At 70.5% G+C, this 20,731-nt stretch carries 10 protein-coding genes and 1 pseudogene; all 11 read left to right on the forward strand.

The annotated features are described in order from the left end of the window. Positions 1–142: 142 nt before the first annotated feature. Positions 143–2,215, forward strand: a complete 2,073-nt coding sequence (gene recQ, locus QM568_RS02875) for a DNA helicase RecQ (RefSeq protein ID WP_415135626.1) — start codon at positions 143–145, stop codon at positions 2,213–2,215. A 154-nt stretch (positions 2,216–2,369) separates the two neighbouring features. Beyond that, on the forward strand, positions 2,370–5,471 hold the full coding sequence (locus QM568_RS02880) for a choice-of-anchor G family protein (RefSeq protein WP_415135628.1): 3,102 nt from the start codon (positions 2,370–2,372) through the stop codon (positions 5,469–5,471). Positions 5,472–5,598: 127 nt separating this feature from the next. After that, on the forward strand, positions 5,599–6,390 hold the full coding sequence (locus tag QM568_RS02885; RefSeq protein WP_415135630.1) for a DUF5819 family protein: 792 nt from the start codon (positions 5,599–5,601) through the stop codon (positions 6,388–6,390). Continuing rightward, positions 6,377–7,441: an HTTM domain-containing protein gene (locus QM568_RS02890; RefSeq protein WP_415135632.1), complete on the forward strand. Its 1,065-nt coding sequence runs from the start codon at positions 6,377–6,379 to the stop codon at positions 7,439–7,441. The genes QM568_RS02885 and QM568_RS02890 overlap by 14 nt, the downstream gene beginning before the upstream one ends. Before the next feature lie 132 nt (positions 7,442–7,573). Continuing rightward, complete coding sequence (locus QM568_RS02895; protein ID WP_415135634.1) at positions 7,574–9,604, forward strand: acyl-CoA dehydrogenase; 2,031 nt, start codon at positions 7,574–7,576, stop codon at positions 9,602–9,604. Between the two features lie 191 nt (positions 9,605–9,795). After that, positions 9,796–10,362, forward strand: coding sequence for a DNA-3-methyladenine glycosylase I (locus tag QM568_RS02900; protein ID WP_415135636.1), 567 nt, complete (start codon positions 9,796–9,798; stop codon positions 10,360–10,362). A gap of 124 nt (positions 10,363–10,486) precedes the next feature. Beyond that, the gene (locus QM568_RS02905; protein WP_415135638.1) at positions 10,487–11,617 is read left to right on the forward strand and encodes a serine/threonine-protein kinase; all 1,131 of its coding nucleotides are present in this window, start codon (positions 10,487–10,489) and stop codon (positions 11,615–11,617) included. Continuing rightward, positions 11,617–17,607 carry an Ig-like domain-containing protein gene (locus tag QM568_RS02910; RefSeq protein ID WP_415135640.1) on the forward strand — a complete coding sequence of 1,997 codons (5,991 nt, stop codon included), beginning with the start codon at positions 11,617–11,619 and terminating at the stop codon, positions 17,605–17,607. Before QM568_RS02905 ends, QM568_RS02910 begins: the two co-directional genes overlap by 1 nt. A 98-nt stretch (positions 17,608–17,705) precedes the next feature. Then, on the forward strand, positions 17,706–18,671 hold the full coding sequence (locus QM568_RS02915) for an AAA family ATPase (RefSeq protein WP_415135644.1): 966 nt from the start codon (positions 17,706–17,708) through the stop codon (positions 18,669–18,671). Beyond that, positions 18,668–20,038: a DUF58 domain-containing protein gene (locus tag QM568_RS02920; protein WP_415135642.1), complete on the forward strand. Its 1,371-nt coding sequence runs from the start codon at positions 18,668–18,670 to the stop codon at positions 20,036–20,038. Before QM568_RS02915 ends, QM568_RS02920 begins: the two co-directional genes overlap by 4 nt. After that, positions 20,035–20,731 (forward strand): annotated as a pseudogene (locus tag QM568_RS02925) (hypothetical protein); the annotation flags it as partial. The gene QM568_RS02920 and the pseudogene QM568_RS02925, both read left to right, overlap by 4 nt.

Here is a 20,731-nt window from a genome sequence, read left to right on the forward strand (position 1 = left end):
ACTTCCCCGGCGGCGCCCCCCCTTACAGACGTCGCGCAGGTGGGGCATCGCGGCGCAGATGGGGCGTCGGCGGAAGGGGGGGGATGCAGGGGGGCTGTGGATGGCGCGCGGCGGTGTCGGAGGGGGTGGATAGGCTGGGCGGATGCCGCAGACTCCCCGTGATCCGTACGACGGATGGGTCCCCGGGCCGGACGGGGGCCAGGCGGACGAGCCGTGGGATGACGGGTGGGAACCCGCCGAACCTCCCGAGCCGATGGACTGGGAACCGCAAGGCCCGGGGTTCGAGCCGCCGCTCGACTGGGGGTCCGGGCCGGTCGCGTCGGTGCCGGCATCCGCTCCACCCGCACGACGCGCGGCGCCCAGCCGCTTCGCGTCGGCATCCGATGCGCTGCGCACGGTCTTCGGCTACGACTCCTTTCGCGGCGACCAGGCCGCGATCGTCGACCACGTGATCGGCGGAGGGGATGCCGTCGTGCTCATGCCGACCGGCGGCGGCAAGAGCATCACCTACCAGGTGCCCGCGCTCGTGCGCGAGGGCACGGGGCTCGTGATCAGCCCGCTCATCGCGCTCATGCACGATCAGGTCGATGCGCTGCGCGCCAACGGCGTGAACGCCGCGTACCTCAACTCGACGCAGTCGATCGACGAGCGCCGCGAGGTCGAGCGCGCCTACGTCGCCGGCGAGCTCGATCTCATCTACATCGCGCCGGAGCGGCTGTCGAGCCCGCAGGCGACGGCGCTGCTGCAGCGCGGAACCCTCAGCGTCATCGCGATCGACGAGGCGCACTGCGTGTCGCAGTGGGGCCACGACTTCCGGCCCGACTATCTCGCGCTCGGCGACCTCGGCGACCGCTTCCCCGGGGTGCCGCGCATGGCGCTCACCGCGACCGCGACCAGGGCGACCCATCAGGAGATCACCGAGCGGCTGCATCTCGACGGCGCCAAGCACTTCGTCGCGAGCTTCGATCGGCCGAACATCCAGTACCGCATCGTGCCGAAGGTCGATGCGCGGGGGCAACTGGTCGAGTTCATCCGCTCGACCCTGAGGCCGGACCAGGGCACGGACCAGGGCACGGATCAGGGCGCCGGAATCGTGTACGCGCTCAGTCGCAAGTCGGTCGAGCAGACCGCCGACCACCTCGTCGCCCAGGGGTTCGACGCGCTGCCGTACCACGCGGGTCTTCCCGCCGAGGTGCGGTCGGCGAATCAGTCGCGGTTCCTGCGCGAGGACGGCGTCGTGATGGTCGCCACGATCGCCTTCGGCATGGGCATCGACAAGCCCGACGTGCGCTTCGTCGCGCACATCGACCTGCCGAAGTCGGTCGAGGGGTACTACCAGGAGACGGGGCGCGCGGGGCGCGACGGCGAAGCGTCCATCGCCTGGATGGCCTACGGTCTCAGCGATGTCGTGCAGCAGCGGCGGCTCATCGATCAGAGCCCTGGCGACCGCACGTTCAAGCAGCGCATGGGCCAGCACCTCGACGCGATGCTGGCGCTGTGCGAGACGGTGGAGTGCCGCCGCAAGAACCTGCTGGGCTACTTCGGCGAGGCCGCGGGCGATCGGTGCGGCAACTGCGACACGTGCCTCGAGCCGCCGGAGGTCTTCGACGGCCTGATCCCCGCGCAGAAGCTGCTCTCCACGATCGTGCGACTCAAGCGCGAGCGCAACCAGGCCTTCGGCGCGGGTCACCTCATCGACATCCTGCGTGGGGCATCGACCGAGCGCATCCGGCAGCAGGGGCACGATCGACTTTCGACCTACGGCATCGGGGCGGATCTCTCCGAGCAGGATTGGCGCAGCGTCATCCGGCAGCTGCTGGCCCGCGGCATCCTCATCGCGCAGGGCGAGTACGGCACTCTCGCCCCTGGCGAGCCGGCGGCCGGCGTGCTGCGCGGAGAGTCCGCCGTGCCGCTGCGCAAGGACACGATCGGCAGGGCGAGCTCCGTCGGCCGCGGACGGGGCGGCCGTTCGAGGGCCGCGGAGGAGTTGGATGCCGGTGACCGGCCCCTGTTCGAGGCGCTGCGCGCCTGGCGGGCGGAGACCGCGCGTGAGCAGGGGGTTCCCGCGTACATCGTGTTCGGTGATGCGACGCTGAGGGCTCTCGCGCAGCGCCGGCCGGCCTCGTTGGCGGCTCTCGACGGCATCAGCGGCATCGGTGCGAAGAAGCGCGACGCCTACGGCGAGGCGGTGCTCGCGGTGATCGCCGCGGCGTGACCTGATCGTTAGCCGGGTTCTGTGAGCCGGCTGGACTTCCCGTACGCAATACCGGAATACTGGAATGCAATGCGAAGCCTGTCGGTACAGATGCCGGCATCTGGGGAGGACTCGTTGATGACGGACAAGAGGTCCGGCACCAAGGAGGGGTTTCATGAAGACAAAGGGGAGGGCGCTGCGCACAAGCAGGGCTCTGGCGATCGGCGCCATCGGCGCGCTGGTCATCGGACACGTGATGGGGGCAAATGCCGCCTTCGCACTACCGGGGGACGAGTCGGCTTCCAGCTCTCGTTTCCTCAGCGGTTCGTTGCTGCTCAACGGCGTCGAGCTCGACGACGTCACGCAGCTCGCCGGCGTCGCCACGACGCACGATGGCTCGACGCCGACGCCGAACACTCAGACGAGTTCGCTCGATCTGACGGCGCTCAACGCGCTCAACATCACTGTTCCCGGCGGACTCTCTGTGCCTCTGGGCAGCTTCCTGTCTCTCGGGGCGGTGAACCAGTACTCGCAGTCCTCCGACGGCGGTGCTTCTCGCGCAGCGACCGGTGCAGTGAGCGACACGGGCGTGATCGACACGACCGGTGGCGGCGCCTATCCGGGCAACGCGAGCCTTGATCTCGGGGGCCTTCTCGGTGACGAGGTCGCTGCCGTTGTCGCGGATCTCGACCTCGAGCTCCGCGCCATTTCCGCGGAGGCTGCCATCGACGGCGCCGGTACGGTGACCCGTGATTACAACGTCGCGGGGGCCGACCTCACGCTGTCGCTCCCGGCGATCGCTGGGCTGAATACCGTTCTGACTGGCACGGACGGAGTGGCAGACACCGTCGACAACGCACTCGCATCCCTCGTGGGGCCGAACGGGCTTCTTGCCGGCGTCCTTCAGACCCTCACGGGAGTGACTGGACTGCTTGGTAGCAGCGACGTCGACATCAGCATCAGCACCGATGTCGACGCAGCATTGACGACCTTGCTCACCACGCCGATCTCGGACGCGGATGGGGTTCTTTCGGTCAACCTCTCGACCGGAATCGTCACGGTCGACTTGAACGAGCTGCTGCTCAGCACTCCGGGCGTGGGGCACGGACTCAATGATCTCGACGTTAACGAAGAGGTCCTTTCCACGCCGGTGCTCAACAACCTGATCGATCGGGTGGGCTCGGTGCTGCAGACTGTGCCGGAACTCGTGCGCTCGACGCTCACGAGGACGCTGAATGCGGCCGTGCTGAACGTTGACGTGGATGTCTGCACGGCTGACCTGCTCGGTGCGTGCTTGACCGGTGTTCAGGCTTCGGTGCCCAATGCGCCGCTCTCGAGCGTTCTCGATGGCACGGCATCGGCGACGATCTCGGCAGAGATCCTCGATGTGCCGGTGCTCGGACTCGACGCCGGTTCCCTGCTCGGCGCCCTGACCGGACCGCTCAACAACGTGTTGTTCGGCCCGACGGGCGTCGTGAACACGGTCGTCCCGACGGTGACGACTGCGGTGAACGGCATCATCACGGCGATTGATCCGGCCATCGACCTGCTGAACGGCGTCGTCTCGCTCCGCGGTAACGTGCAGCCGGACAACGGCCCGATCTACAGCCAGGAGGCGTTCGTCCTCACGGTCGGCGACGTGCTCGGCACGGGGGGAGCCGGAACCGTCGTTCTGGCGCACGCCCAGGCCGGCCCCAACGCGGTGGACATCTCCGACGTGGCGATCACCTCTCCTGCAGGCGGGGCGGAGTTCCCCGTTGCCGATGCCGGAAGCACGACGGAACTCGTCGTGACCGGTACCGGTGAGCCGGGTGCGACCGTCACCGTGACGATTCCGGGCATCCCGGACCCGCAGACGACAACGGTCGGTGTCGACGGCACCTGGACGGTGACGTTCCCGGCTGTGCCCGTGGGCGACCACACCATCACCGCGACGCAGGCCGGCGGCAGCACCGACACGGTCGATGTGAGCGTCGTCGTCGAGGATGCGGACGCTGACGCGACGGACGCAGATGCTACGGATGCTGACGCGACGGATGCAGACGCGACGGATGCAGATGCGACGGACGCAGACGCGACGGATGCTGACGCGACGGACGCTGACGCCACGGACGCTGACGCGACCGACGCTGACGCCACGGACGCTGACGCCACCGATGCAGATGCGACCGACGCTGACGCGACCGACGCAGATGCGACCGACGCTGACGCGACCGACGCCGACGCGACCGATGCTGACGCGACGGACGCAGACGCGACGGACGCTGACGCCACCGACGCTGACGCCACGGATGCTGACGCCACCGACGCTGACGCGACCGATGCTGACGCCACGGACGCTGACGCGACCGATGCTGACGCCACGGATGCAGACGCCACTGATGCCGACGCTGACGCCACGGACGCCGACGCGACCGATGCAGACGCGACGGACGCCGACGCGACTGATGCTGACGCGACGGACGCTGACGCCACGGACGCCGACGCCACGGACGCCGACGCCACTGATGCTGACGCGACCGATGCTGACACCACGGATGCAGACGCGACCGACGCTGACGTCACCGATGCTGACGCCACGGATGCAGACGCCACCGATGCTGACGCGACGGACGCCGACGCCACCGACGCTGACGCGACGGACGCCGACGCGACGGACGCTGACGCCACCGACGCAGATGCGACGGACGCGGATGCGACGGACGCCGACGCTACGGACGCTGACGCCACCGACGCTGACGCCACGGATGCAGACGCGACCGACGCTGACGCGACGGATGCTGACGCGACCGATGCCGACGCCACGGATGCTGACGCGACCGACGCGGATGCGACGGATGCTGACGCCACCGATGCGGACGCGACCGACGCCGACGCGACCGACGGAGACACCGACGCCGGCGAGATCGGCATCGTCGTCAAGGTCCCGACGCTGTACGCCGGTCAGGTCCAGACGGCGATCGGCACCGGCTTCAAGCCGGGCGAGACGGTCAAGGGAACCATGTTCTCCAGCCCGCTGGCCCTCGGCTCGCAGGTCGCCGACAGCAAGGGTGAGGTGACGTTCGTCTGGACGATCCCGCAGGGGACCGACCTCGGCGCGCACACCGTCACGCTGACCGGCGCCGAGTCGGGTTCGGTGAGCGGCACCTTCCAGGTGGTTGCGAAGAACCTGGCCACCACAGGAGGCACCATCGGCGGCGCGCTGCCGATCGGTATCGCCCTGCTCGCACTCGGCCTGCTGGCGGCAGCTGTTGACCGCCGCAAGACCACGGCGTGAGCGGCATCCGATAGCTCGATGACAGGCGTAGGTGGCCTCGCCCGACGGGCGGGGTCACCTACGCTGTTGAGCGAGGGGTGCGCGAGCACCCCGCATCCTGCCGTCATGGCACGAGAGGTTCGAGAAGATGACCAAGACGTCCCCGCCGCCGCTGAGCAGGTCGAGACGCGTGACGGGGATCGTCGCGTCGGCCGTCGTGCTCGTCGTCATGATCATGACGGTGCTGATCGTCTCGCCTGCGGGAACACCGCTGCGCAGCGAGGTGCGCGCGGCGGCTCTGCCCTACTTCGGGCAGAACTGGCGGGTCTTCGCCCCGGACATCCTCAAGGTCAACCGCACGCTGGAGATCCGCGCGCAGTGGCGCGACGGCAACGGCGATCTCGTGAAGTCGGGATGGGTGCCGATCACCGAGATCGAGTACCGCGCCGTGACCGGGAACCCGGCGCCCTCCCGCATCCAGAAGAGCAGCATGAACGCCACCGGCACCTACCTCACCCGGTACTCCGCGCTTGACGACGCCCAGCGGGAGCGCGTGCGCGACACCTTCATCGAGCGCTCCGGCGACGGATTCCAGGCGATCCCCGTCGAGGACCTCGTCGACGAGCTCGGCGCCGGCGACAGCGATGTCGTGCGCTTCCTCCGCATGGACTACATGCTCATGCGATACTCCACGCTCTACGCGACCGCCGGCTTCGGGCAGGAGATCGAGCGCGTGCAGTGGCGCGTCGTGCGCGAGAAGCCCAACGACTTCTGGCACCGCTTCGACGAGGTGCAGCAGTTCGACACCAGCGTGACGACGTTCGGGTGGCGGCAGTCGACCGTCCGGGTCGATGCCGACGACGTCGCCGCGTACCGTGGCGTGATCGAGCGTCTGCACGCGCAGACGTTCTTCCAGGAGGCCGCTGATGCCGCTCAGTGAACGATTCGACCGGTTCTTCGCCTGGCTGACCGATGCCTCGCACAACCTGCGCAGCTTCTCGATGCTGCGCATCCTCTTCGGCATCGGGCTGCTCTTCATGCTCGTGCCGAGCATCCCCGAGCGGTCGATCCTGTGGGGCCCCGCCTCGTTCTGGGTCGACCCAGAGGCGAGCCGTCGCGGCTTCATCCTCTTCGACGTGCTCATCAGCAAGGACGACCCCGTCCTGTTCGAGCTCGGCTTCTTCGCACTGCTGCTGCTCGCGGTGCTGTTCACCATCGGACTCGGAACCCGCATCGTCACGCCGCTGATGCTGATCATGCTCGTCTCGTTGCAGGCGAACAACCCGTACGTCCTCAACGGCGGCGACACGCTGTACCGCATCACCCTGCTCTTCCTCGTGTTCGCGAATCTCAGCGCCCACTACTCGGTCGACGCATTCTGGGCGAAGCGCCGCCGCCGGGCCCCGCGCAGCCTCGTGCCGCCGCACATCTCCGCGGCCGCGCACAACGCCGCCCTCATCCTCTGCGGATTCCAGATCATCGTCGTCTACGTCGTCTCGGGCATCTGGAAGCTCACCGGCGAGGCCTGGCCCGAGGGCACGGCGCTCTTCTACGCGCTGCGCATCGACGAGTTCATCATCTATCCGATGATCAACGAGCTGCTGTGGCAGTCGTCGTTGCTCATCTTCGTGGCGACCTTCATCGCACTGTGGGCGCAGACGCTGTTCCCGCTCGCGCTGCTGTGGCGGCCGACCCGCATCGCGGTGCTGCTGACGCTCATGTTCATGCACACCGGCATCGCCGTGCTGCTGGGCCTGTGGCCGTTCTCGCTCGCGATGATCGCGCTCGACATGCTGTTCATCCGCGACTCGAGTTGGGAGTGGATCGGCGCCCGCGCCCGGCGCCTGCGCCAGCGTCTCATCCCGTCGAAGGCCGCACTCGCCGATGGTACGGCGGCTGCGGATGCGGATGCGGATGCGGATGCGGATGCCGAGGCGGAGCCGGATGCCGGTGCGGAGGCGGAGCAGGAGCGGATGCCGTCGGCATCCTGACTGTGGTGAGCTGACAAGCGGACCGGGCGACGGCCCGGCATCCGTTTGTATTGATCGCACACCCGCTTTGTTCGGATGTTGTCGCAGACCTACCATCGAAGCATCCCCGCTTTCGCTTCCGAGAGGAATGTCATGGTCGACGTCGCCGTGCCCGCCGTGAAGAACACCGAGCTTGATCTCGCGCAGCTCACCGACCTGCTGATGGGCACCTGGGCCGACACTCGTCGCCAGGCCCGCGAGATGATCAAGGACTCGGCGTTCTGGCGCAAGGACGACCTCGGCAAGGACGAGCACCGCGAGCGCGTGCTCAGCCAGCTGCACCTGCTCGTCGAGAACCGTGCCGTGCAGCGCGCGTTCCCGAAGCGCCTGGGCGGCGAGGAGAACAACGGCGCCAACATCGCCGGCTTCGAGGAGCTCGTCGTCGCCGACCCGAGCCTGCAGATCAAGTCGGGCGTGCAGTGGGGCCTGTTCGGGTCTGCCGTGCTGCAGCTGGGCACGGCCGAGCACCACGACAAGTGGCTGCCCGGCATCATGGACCTCTCGATCCCCGGCGCCTTCGCGATGACCGAGATCGGCCACGGCTCCGACGTCGCCGCCGTCGGCACGACCGCGACCTACGACCCCGAGACCGAGGAGTTCGTCATCCACACGCCGTTCCGTGCGGCGACGAAGGAGTTCCTCGGCAACGCCGCCCTGCACGGCATCGCTGCGACCGTCTTCGCGCAGCTCATCACCAACGGCGTCAACCACGGCGTGCACTGCTTCTACGTGCCGCTGCGCGGCGAGGACGGCGAGGACCTGCCCGGCATCAGCCGCGAGGACGACGGCCTCAAGGGCGGCCTCAACGGCATCGACAACGGCCGGCTCTCGTTCGATCACGTGCGGATCCCCCGCACGAACCTGCTCAACCGCTACGGCGACGTCGCCCCCGACGGTACATACTCGAGCGCCATCGACAGCCCCGGCCGTCGCTTCTTCACCATGCTCGGCACCCTCGTGCAGGGACGCGTCTCGCTCGACGGCGCCTCGTCGTGGGCATCCGCTCTCGGTCTCAAGATCGCGATCACCTACGCCACCGAGCGGCGCCAGTTCGCCGGTGCGACCGGCGACGAGGTCGTGCTTCTCGACTACGGCAAGCACCAGCGCCGCCTCCTGCCGCGCCTGGCGACGACGTACGCGCAGATCTTCGCCCACGACGAGTTTCTGCAGAAGTTCGACGGCGTCTTCTCGGGCCGCACCGACACCCCCGACGACCGTGAAGACCTCGAGACCCTTGCCGCAGCCCTCAAGCCGCTGTCGACCTGGCACGCCCTCGACACCCTGCAGGAGGCCCGCGAGGCCTGCGGCGGCGCCGGCTTCATGTTCGAGAACCGGCTGGTGGGGCTCCGTGCCGACCTCGACATCTACGTCACCTTCGAGGGCGACAACAACGTGCTGCTGCAGCTGGTCGGAAAGCGCCTCCTCACCGACTACGCGAAGCAGTTCAAGGACAAGGACGCCGCGGCGCTGGCCAAGCTCGTGGCCTCGCAGACCGCGGGCAAGGTGTTCCACGGTGCAGGGCTCCGCCAGCTCGGGCAGACCGTCGCCGACCTGGGGTCGACCGCCCGCTCGGTCGAGAACGGACTCCGAGAGGAGCAGCAGCACGAGCTGCTCGCAGACCGCGTGCAACAGATGGTCGCCGATATCGCTGGCCGCCTGCGCGCGGCGGGGAAGGACAAGGGCCTCGGCGAGAAGCTCTTCAACGAGAACCAGGCCGAGCTCATCGAGGCGGCGCGTGCGCACGGCGAGCTGCTGCAGTGGGAGGCCTTCACCGACGCCGTGAACAGGATCGACCACGCCGGGACCAAGAAGGTGCTCACCTGGCTGCGCGACCTGTTCGGTCTGCAGCTCATCGAGAAGCACCTCGCCTGGCACCTCATCAACGGACGCCTGTCGACCCAGCGCGCCGCCGCCGTGTCGAGCTACATCGACCGGCTGTGCGCGCGGCTGCGTCCGTATGCGCTCGACCTCGTCGACGCGTTCGGCTACGAACCAGAGCACCTGCGCGCGCCGATCGCCAGCGGGGCCGAGAAGGTCCGCCAGGACGAGGCGCGCGCGTACTACGCCGAGCTGGAGGCATCCGGCACCGCCCCGATCCCGGAGAAGAAGCTCAAGAAGCGCTGACCGGCCCGGTCGCGGGGTGCCCGACGAGCGGCGCCCGACGAACGGATGCCGGCGTGCGGCGGGCAGTTTGTCGGGCCGATTGCGAAATGTCGGGCCGATCCGACCCGACACGCCGCGACACCGGCATCCGCACCCGACAAAACGACCACGACCGTCCCTCGCGGGGCGACCGGGCGGGGGAGAATGGGGGGATGACCTCCCTGATCGTCGGGCTCGACGGGCGCGCCCGGTGCGCCTGGGTCGGAGGCGATGCCGAGTACCGCCGCTACCACGACGAGGAGTGGGGCACCCCTCTGCACGGCGACCGCGTGCTCTTCGAGAAGATGGCGCTCGAGGGGTTCCAGGCCGGGCTCAGCTGGATCACGATCCTGCGCAAGCGCCCGCGCTTCCGCGAGGTGTTCGCAGGCTTCGACCCCGAGATCGTCGCGGCGTTCGGCCCCGACGACATCGAACGGCTGATGGCGGATGCCGGGATCATCCGCAACCGCGCCAAGATCGAGGCCACGATCGGCAACGCGCGCCTGGTCGCGGAGATGGCCGACGGCGAGCTCGATGAGCTGATGTGGTCGTTCGCGCCCACCGCCGGCATCCGTCCGGCATCCTTCGCCGACGTGCCTGCGGCGACGGCGGAGTCCACCGCGATGAGCAAGGAGCTGCGCCGCCGCGGATTCCGCTTCGTCGGCCCGACGACGATGTATGCGCTCATGCAGTCGGCGGGCCTGGTCGACGATCACATCGACGGATGCTGGCGCGCATGAACCAGCGCCGCCGGAGGCCTCAGGGCCGCTCGCTATAATCGTCGGCCGGGGGGATCCGCCCTTTTCGCGCAGTGCGAGGGGTTCACGCCAGCCACGGTCTCCCCGCACACCGTGAGGAGCATGAGTGGCTACGCGCATGGCATCCAACCCGCCGACCCTGGCCGGTTACAGCTATGTGCGTCCCCTCGGATCGGGCGGCTTCGCCGACGTGTTCCTCTACGAGCAGGACATGCCCCGTCGCGTCGTGGCCGTCAAGGTGCTGCTCGCCGACGCCGTGAACCGCGAGGTGCTGCGCACCTTCAACATCGAGGCCGACATCTCCGCTCGTCTCAGCGCGCACCCCGCGATCGTCACCATCCACCAGGCGTCGATCTCCGCCGACGGCCGACCGTACTTCGCGATGGAGTACTGCCCCGACACGATGAGCTCCCGCTGCAAGAAGGCCCCGCTGCCGCTCGCCGAGGTGCTCGACGTCGGCGTTCGCATCGCCGGCGCCCTCGAGACCGTGCACCGGGCAGGCCTGCTGCACCGCGACATCAAGCCGTCGAACGTGCTCATCAACGCGCTCGGCGCCCCGGTACTGGCCGACTTCGGCATCGCGGCCGCCGCCGTCGACGAGGACGACGGCGAGACGATCGCGATGTCGGTGCCGTGGAGCGCCCCGGAGGTGCTGCAGCAGCGGGTGACCGGATCGGTGGCGAGCGAGGTGTGGAGCCTGGGCGCGACCCTCTACACGCTGCTCGCCGGACGCAGTCCCTTCGAACGCTCCGACCGCGGCGCCAACTCCCGGGAGCAGCTCACCGCGCGCATCGTCAAGGCGCGCTACACGGCGGTGCCGATCGCCGGCACCCCGGCGATCGTCGACGAGATCTTCGCGACGGCCATGCAGCGCGACCCGTCCCGGCGTTTCGCGAGCATGGCGGAGTTCGCCGAACGCCTGCGCTGGGCGCAGTACGAGCTGGGCATGCAACCCACCGCCTTCGAGGCGGCATCCTCCGAGTGGGCGGCGGCCGCGCCGGTGAGCTTCTCCGACGAGGCGCCGCGGGGTCCGGTGATCACCACCGTCGCCCCCGAGGGGCGCCGCGCGGCGCGTGCCGCGCGTGCCGCCGCCGCGCCCCGTGAGCGCGACGATCTGCCAGTGGAAGCGGGCGCGAAGCCGCGCTCGCCTCTCATCGCCGGCGTCGTCGGCGCGGTGATCGGCGCCGCGGTGATCGGCGGCGTCATCGCCGTGCTGTTCGCGACCGGAGTGCTCTGATGACGATCGGCGACCGGCGCCGGGTTCAGGAGGCGCCGCGGCCGCGGCGGCGCCTGATCGCCGCCGTCGCGGGGGCGGCCGCTCTCGTCACGGTCGTCGCCCTCGCCGTGACGGCGCAGGGCTACCAGTCGCAGGAGGTGCCGCGCCTCGAGTCGGCGGTCTGGGTGATGCGCGACTCCGGCCAGTACGCGCGGGTGAACACCGAGCTTGCCGAGATCGACACCGTGCGCCGTGTCGACGACCCCGAAGCGATCTGGCAGAACGGCTCCGCCGCGGTGCTCTATGCGCAGGGCAATCGCCAGCGCTGGGACGTGGACCCCGCGAACCCCGCCGACCTCGTCTCCGACGACGCCGAGGAGGGAGCGGCGATCGTCTCCGAGCCGACGCCTGCGGGCACCCGCGAGATCATCTCGGCCGGACCCTACGTCGCCTACCGCACCGACACCGGCCAGGTCGCGGTCTCGACGGTCGACCGCGGCTCCGCCACGGCTCTCGTCGACCCGTTCGCCGAGGTGGAGGTCGAGGAGGGGGAAGAGGCGCCGACCTACACCGCCGACGCCATCGGCCTCTCGCCCGACGGCCTGCTCGCCCTGTACTCGGCCCAGGAGCAGGCGGTGCGCCTGTTCGACATCGACACGCACCGCTTCCTCGGCGACGGTGCGTCGGTCGCCGAGGCGCCCGACGGGGGCGACGACCTCGCGATGACGGTGGTGGGCGAACGATGGGCGCTGCTGCAGGCCGGGTCCGGCGCGCTCTGGCTCTCGGGGCGCGACGACCCGATCGAGATCGACGTGCTCGAGGACGCGAAGCTGCAGGCCGGGGCGTCCGCCGGGACCGCGGTGATGATCGCCGACTCCGACGGGCTCGTCTCGGTCGATCTCGCCTCCGGCGACGCCGAGCGCACCGCCGAGGAGTCGGGCGTGCCGGCGACCCCCGTCGTGGTGGGGGCATCGACCTATGCGGCCTGGCTCGACACGACGGCCGGCGTGCTCTGGAGCGACGGCGAGACCGTGCCGCTGCAGGTGCCCGATGACGCGCTCGAATCGGCATCCATCGATCCGGTCTTCCAGGCCAACGGCGACCGCGCCGTCCTCAGCGAGGTGGGCACCGGACTGCTCTGGACCGCGCCGGAGGGCGTGCTGATCCCCCTCGAGCAGTGGGCGATCGAGGACGAGACCGAGCAGGAGGAGGGCACGGTGCTCGTCGAGGACGTGGCCGAGCCCATGCCGCCGGTCGCCGTCGATGACGCGTTCGGCGTGCGCGCCGGAGAGCTCGTATCGCTGCCGGTGCTGCTGAACGACCACGACCCGAACAAGAAGGACGTGCTCACCATCGAGCCCTCGTCGGTCGCCGGGGGGCTCGGCGACTTCGGCGACCTCGCCCTCGTCGCCGACGGGCAGGGGCTCGCGGTGCGGGTCAAGGCGGGCTCCGGGCAGGCGAGCTTCAGCTACGCGGTCACCGACGGCTCGGCGACATCGCCGCCCGCGACCGTCACCCTCACCGTCGTCGACCCCGGCAGCAACTCGGCCCCGGTCTGGTGCGGCGTGCAGGCGTGCCAGCAGGAGTGGCCGACCCCGCAGCTGCTCCCCGGCGGCAGCACGATCGTCTCGGCCCTGTCGGGCTGGGTCGACCCCGAGGGCGACCCGTTCGTGCTCAGCGACGCCTACGAGACGGACTCCGAATCGCCCGTCATGGTCGTGCCGATGGCCGACGGCCGCGTGGCGATCCGGCACACCGACCCGAATGCGGCTGACGCGGTGATCTCGGTGACCGTCGTCGTCGAGGACGTGCACGGGGCCACCGCCGAGAAGACGCTCGATGTGCAGGTCACCGGCAGCCCCTCGTTGCTCGCCGCACCCCTCGCCCTCACCGCCCGTGCGGGAGAGCTGCAGTCGATCCGCATCGCCGAGCACCTCTCGGGCGGATCCGGCTCGTACCGCCTCGTCGACGCCGTGCAGACCGCGGCGACCGCGGAGGGGCTCGAGGTCACCCCGAACGCCGCCGCGGGGACGGTGGAGCTCACCGCGGCGGAACCGGGGCAGTACGTCGTCACCTACACCGCGCAGGATGTCGCGACCCAGGCCGAGCAGTCGGCGGTCATCCGCATCACCGCGGTCGACGGATCGGCGGCACTGGCGATGGCGCCGCTCACCGCGTTCGTGCGCGAGGGCGAGGACACCACCGTCGACGTCCTCGGCGCCGTGCAGAACACGAGCGGCCGCGTGCTCATGATCTCGGAGGCGGTGAGCTCCACCCCGCAGCTGAACGTGCGCGTGGTCGCCAGCGAGAGCGTCCGCGTGAACGGCACCACCGAGAGCGGCGCCCCCGGCGTCATCGGCACGGCATCCGTCACCGTCGTCGACGGCTCTGGGGCCGCGGTCCAGGGCACGGTGACGGTGTTCCTCGCGCCGCCGTCGACGGTCACGCGCCCCATCGTGTTCGCCGACGCGGTCACCGTGCGCGCGGGATCGCTCACCCGCATCGACGTCGCCGCCAACGACGTCGCCCCGCGGGGAGAGCCGCTCGTGGTCCTTCCCGAGGTCACCGGATCCGGCGAGGCGGGCGAGCTCGTCTTCGCCGACGGCAATGCGCTGCGCTACCTCGCCCCGAGCACGCCCGGCACGTACCGGTTGACTTATGCGGTCTCGCTCGAGCGCAATCCGGCGCTGTCCGACAACGGAGCGGTCACGGTCACGGTGCTGCCGGCCGGCACGAACCGCGCCCCCGCGCCGACCGACCTCAGCGGCCGTGTGCTCAGCGGGCAGACCGTGTCGGTGCCGGTGCCGACGACGGGGGTGGATGCCGACGGCGACGGCGTCGTGCTCACCGGCGTCGAGCAGCCGCGCCAGGGTCAGGGCACCGTGACGATCTCGGCCGGCGGCACCGCCGTCGTCTACCGGGCGCCCGCCGACGGCGTCGAGGGGGGCCAGACGAGCTTCCGCTACACGGTGCGCGATCCGCAGGGCGAGGAGGGCACCGCGGTGGTGCGCATCGGCGTGCTCGACGCGGATCTCGACGACGTCGCCCCCGTGACCTTCAGCGACTACGTGCGCGTCGAGGCGGGTTCGTCGATCCCCGTCGTGCTCGATCCGCGGGCGAACGACCTCGACCCGGGGCAGAGCGAGCTCGAGATCACCGAGCTCGTCCCGAACGCCCCGCCGGTGAAGGGAAATCCTCTCTACGACCGGCTGAACGCGCTCATCGACTCCGACACCTCGCTCGAGGACGGCCGGGTCGTGCTGCGCGCCGGTGACATCGCGGGCACGAACTCCTACTTCTACACGGTGAAGTCGACCCGCACCTCGAGCACGTCGCAGGGGCTCATCGTCGTCACCGTCACCGAAGGCGCCGTCACCGACCAGCCGACGGTCGCCGACACCGTGCTCACCGCGCGCGACCGCGACGAGATCGCAGAACGCGGCATCGACGTCGTCACCGACCGGGTGCTCTGGCCCTCCGGCGATGTGGGCTCGCTGACGCTCAGCCTGTGGGGCGACCAGCCCGGCTTCTCGGTCGTGGGCGACCGCATCGTCGGCGAGGCGCCGGTGGAGGGCGCGCTCGTGCCGTTCCAGCTCACCGGCACCGCCTCCGGCGGGCGCGACGTGGTCGGCTACGGGTTCTTGCACATCCCCGCCTTCGACGACATGCAGGTGCAGCTCGTGCCGGGGGCGACCCCGGTCATCGTCGACGAGGACGAGGCGGTGTCTTTCGACGTGCGCGAGTACGTCGACCTGCCAGCAGCGGATGCCGTCGAGATCGCCTCCGGGGAGTTCCCCACCCAGCGCGCCGCGGCCGCCTGCACCTCCGACGCGGAAGCCGTGACCTATCGCGCGGGCCGCGAGGCCCCGTGGTCGGACACCTGCCTGGTCGCGGTGCGGCTGCCGGGGCAGCAGCGGTGGTCGAACATCGACGTGCCGATCAGCATCCGCCCTGCCGAGCCGCAGCTGCTGCTGTCGTCGATCGCGCACACCGTCGCACCCGGCGCCACGGAGACGATCGACCTGTACACGAGCATGGCCGCCTGGGAGGGCGGGCGCGAGGGCGACGTCGGCTCGATCCGCTTCCGCGTCGTGTACTCGGGCTCGGCGTTCATCGTCACCCAGGACGACAACGGCACGGTGACGATCGAGGCGCGTGCGGACGCGCGCCCTGGCAACACCGAGAACATCAGCGTCTCCGCCGAGCAGTACGGCCAGCCATCGGCATCCATCCGCCTCGTCGTCGGCGCAGCGCCACCCGACGCGCCGCGCGGAGCGACCCTCACGCGGCAGTGCGTCGTCACCGATCCGGACTGCACGATCGAGGTCGTCGGCGTCTCCAGCGAATACGACCCCTTCGCGGGCAAGGCCGGCGCCGGCCTGCGGCTCGAGTCGCTGGGCGGGGGAGCGCGCTGCGATGTCGCCGCGGTGTCCGTCGCCGGGAGCACCGCGATCACCGCCACCTGGCCGGGCGGCGGGCAGGCGCCGGGCGGCCAGTGCGTGATCCCGTTCGTCGTCTCCGACGCGCAGGGGCGCACCGGGACCGGCACGCTCACCATCGATCTGCAGGGCTTCCCGCAGCCGCCGGCCAGCATCTCCACCGTGGGCTTCACCCGCTCGACGGTCGTGCTCGAAGTGCCCCTCGGCGAGGCGGCGCGCGCCCACCCCGGGGTGTCGGGGCTGACCATCTCGCAGGACGGTGTGCCGGTCGACGCCGATTGCAGCGCCGCGGGCACGGTGTACCGATGCACGGTCGGCGGGCTCGTCAACGGAGAGCCGCACGTGTTCACCGCGGCGGCGGTCAACAGCGTCGGCACGTCGGCGGAGACCTCCCCGGTGACCAGCTGGGCGTATGCGGCGCCGTCCGTGTCCCAGGCGAGCGCGACACCGGTGTACCGCGCGGGCGTGACCGATCGCAGCCGCGGCGTGGCGACCCTGTCGATCACCGCCGATGATGACGCGCGTGCCTTCCGCGTCGAGGAGACCGGCGAGGTGATCGAGCGCACCGGTGCGACGACGACCGCCGACCTCGTGCTGTCTCCGGGGGCGCAGACGCTGACGATCGTGCCCATCAGCCAGTTCCAGCCGCCCATGGGCGACGGCGGCAACGAGGGAGGAGCTGCCCGCACCTCGGTCACCGTCGCCGGCACCGTCTACTTCGAGGAGGGCACGCAGGCCGCTGCGGCCTCGAACACGTCGATCGCCGTCTCCAGCCCCACCCGCGCGCAGCCGAACGGGGCGAAGAGCGCGACGGTCACCTACCTCGCCTGGCGCTCGGGGACGGCCACCTGCGCCGTCGACCGCGATGGCGGGCTGACGATCTCGGGCGCTGGCGTCGTGAGGTCGGACTCGCCGACGATCAGCGGCCTCGACGAGTACCAGATGTACAGCGTCAAGGCCTGCGCGACGAACGGCTACGGCATCGCCGAGTCGCCGACCGTGCAGGTGTTCACCTTCACCGCGGTCGACGGACCGGGCGGCGAGACGAGCTACACGGTCGACACCGCCCCGAAGAAGGTCGGCGACACCCGCTACGAGTACCGGCTCGCCGCCGCGCCCGACATCAGCACCGAGGCCCACTTCGTCACCGAGTACCGTCTCTACGGCTCGTGGCGCACCGACTTCGCGCTGAGCGCGGATGCGGCGCCAGGAGAGGTGGTGGCGCGCTCGTGCCACGAGACGCTGAGGATCTACTGCTCGAACGAGGTCGCGATCAGCGCGAACACGGTGCCCACCGTCGTGAACGTGCAGTTCGGCCAGTGCCTGCCCGATCGCGAGAGCGACGTCGTCTCCGTCTCCGCGGCGGCGCGCGGCTCGTACGAGCTCGACGTCAGCCCGCTGACGACGGACCCGGGCCAGTTCGACGTCACCGTCACCTGGACCGGCGCGTACGCGCCGTTGACGCCGATCACGCATCGCATCACGGCCTGGTGCAACCCGCCGGAAGAGCCTGACCCGGAGCCGACCGACGAGCCGAGCGACGAGTCGACGACGACGTCGCCGGAAGGATGATCCGGCCCCATGACCCCTGCACCGACCACCGACGCGTGCCGCACCCCGCGCACGCCCGAGACGAAGACGGTTGACCCATGTCCGCTCCTGCAGCTCCTGTGACCATCGCGCCAGAACAGGCCACCTGGTTCTCCGAGACCTTCTCGATCCTCACCGGCAACGTCGAGCAGGCGATCCTCGGCAAGAGGCACGTCATCGAGCTCGTGCTGGCCGCCGCGATCAGCGGTGGCCACGTGCTTCTCGAGGACTACCCCGGCACCGGCAAGACGGCGCTGGCCCGGTCGATCGCGCAGACGGTGACGGGCACGAGCTCGCGCATCCAGTTCACCCCCGACCTGCTTCCGGGAGACGTCACCGGCATCACGGTGTACGACCAGAAAGAGGGCGTCTTCGAGTTCCACGCCGGCCCCGTCTTCGCGAACATCGTGCTCGCCGACGAGATCAACCGGGCGAGCCCGAAGACGCAGTCGGCGCTGCTGGAGGTCATGGAGGAGGGCACGGTCACCGTCGACGGCGTCACTCGTTCTGTCGGCTCCCCGTTCCTCGTCATGGCGACGCAGAACCCCATCGAGCAGGGCGGCACCTACCGCCTTCCCGAGGCCCAGCTCGACCGGTTCATGATCAAGACCTCGATCGGCTACCCCGACGAGGCGGCGACCATGCGCATCCTGCAGGGCGCGGCGCAGCCGAAGCACGTGCTCGACGGCATCGTCGGCACCGACACGATCCTCACGATGGCCGAGATGTCGCGCGGGGTCTATGTGAACCCGCTCATCTCGGACTACATCATGCGCATCGTCGACGCGACGCGCCGCGCCTCGGAGGTGCGCCTGGGCGCGAGCGTGCGCGGGGCCCTCGCCCTGTCGCGGCTGGTGATGACGTGGGCGGCCAAGAACGGGCGCACCTTCGCGACTCCCGACGACGTGCGCGAGCTCGCCGTCGTCGCTCTCGCGCACCGCCTGGTGCTCGAGCCCGAGGCCGAGTTCGACGGGGTCACCGCCGTCGCCGTCGTCGGACAGATCCTGCTCGACATCGATCCGCCCCGTGAGAACGGCACTGCGTGAGCACGAGTTCCGAATCCCGCCTGACCCGCACCACCGCCCGCACGAGCACGTCAACGCGCACGTCGACGGTGACGCGGTACGGAACGACGCACCACGGACCCGTCCGCGGTGCGCTGCCTGGCGTGCGGCGGGTGCTGCGCGAGACCGCGCGGGGCCTGCGCCGTGCGGCCGGCTGGCTGCGGGAGACGGTCACCGCGGCGGGGCTGCTCGTCGTCGTCGCCCTCGTGCTGGGCGTCGCCGCGGGGATCGCGTTCGGGTGGGTGGAGGCGTGGGCGGTGGCGACGATCGCACTCGTGCTGCTGCTCGTCTGCATCCCGTTCATCCTCGGCGCCCACGACTACCGGGTCGAGCTCGCCCTCGACCGCGACCGCGTGGTCGCCGGCGCCGAGATCGGCGCGACCCTCGACGTGCGCAACAACGGTGCGCGGCTGTCGCTGCCCGGCGTCGTCGACGTCCCGGTCGGCGAGGGCCTCGTCGAGGCCCACGTGCCGCTGCTGCGCCCCGGTGCCCACCACCGCGAGCAGCTCACCATCGCCGCCCACCGTCGAGGCGTCATCGACGTCGGCCCGATGACGATCTCGCGCGGCGACCCCATCGGCATCCTCCATCGCGAGCTCAGCTGGCCCGAGGTGCAGCGCATCCACGTGCATCCGGTCACCGTGCGCCTGCCCTCGACGAGCGCTGGCCTCATCCGCGATCTCGAGGGCACCCCCAGCACCGCCCTCGTCGACGCCGATCTGTCGTTCCACGCCGTGCGCGAGTACGTGGTGGGCGACTCGCAGCGGCACGTGCACTGGAAGTCGACCGCGAAGACGGGTCGGCTGATGGTGCGCCAGTACGAGGAGTCCCGGCACGCGCGCATCGCCGTCGTGCTCGATCTCGACCCCGAGTCGTACGAGACCGACGACGAGTTCGAGAACACCGTCAGTGCGGCGGCATCCCTGGCGCTGCAGGGCGTGCGCGACGGCCGTGACGTGCTCTTCGCCGTCAGCGCCGAGCGCGCCGAGCACGCCCACGGCGAGGCGCACGCGATTCGCGCCCTCCCCACGCTCACCCCGAAGACCCTGCTCGATGCGACCTCGACGATCGACGCCGCCGACGGCGCGATGCGCCTGGAGGCGGTGACGGCGCTGACCGCGCAGACCTATCCCGATCTGTCGATCGGCTTCCTCCTCACCGGATCGCGGATGCCGCTGGAGCGCCTGCGCCTGGCTGCCGTGAAGCTGCCGGTGGCGGTCGAGGCGGTCGCCGTGCGCAGCGAGCTCGGCGCCGAGCCGACGCTGCGCACCGCCCGGGAGCTCGCGGTCATGACGCTCGGCGCTCTCGGCGACCTGCCGCAGATGCTCGCACGGGGAGCCCTCCGATGAGCGGCGCCGTTCCCGTGCGCCGTCCGCGCGGTGTCGCCGTCTCGGCGCTGACGGTGTGGTCGCTCGGCTACGTCATGGTCGGGATCGGCCTCGCGACGGCCGCGGCATGGCCCGTGTACGCGGCGCCGCGCGCCCTGATCGTCGCCGTCGTCGGCGGTCTTCTCGGCATGGGCATCGCCGTCCTCGCCCGCGCGCTGGAGTGGGGCGCGGTACTCGCCGCGCTCGCCGCGGCGGGGGCGTACGTCATCGTCGCGGTGCCGCTCGCGATCCCGTCCGCACTGCGCTCTGTGCCCGCCTTCCTCGGCGGACTCCGTGACGCCGTGCTGGGCGTCGTGCTGGGCTGGAAGCAGATGCTGACCCTGAATCCGCCGCTGGGCGAGTACCAGGCGGTGCTGATCCCGCTGCTCGTCGTGATGCTCTTCGGCGCGTGGGCCGCGACGATGCTCGTGCTCGCCCGCGGCCGTCGTGCGGCGCTGGCCGTGGTCGTGGTGAGCGCGATGAGCGTCTTCGGCATCGCGTTCGGCCTCGGCTCCCCGAGCGCGTCGGCCACGGTGCTCGGGGTGACGCTGCCCGCTCCGCGGGAATGGCTCGTCGGCGTCGCGGTGTTCGCCGCCGCACTGGTCTGGCTCGTGGGCGCCGCACGGCTGCGGCGGGCGCAGGCGCTGCGCGCCGTCGCGGCCGCCCGCATCTCGC

It is taken from the genome of Microbacterium sp. (assembly GCF_047607465.1).
GTDB lineage: Bacteria > Actinomycetota > Actinomycetes > Actinomycetales > Microbacteriaceae > Microbacterium.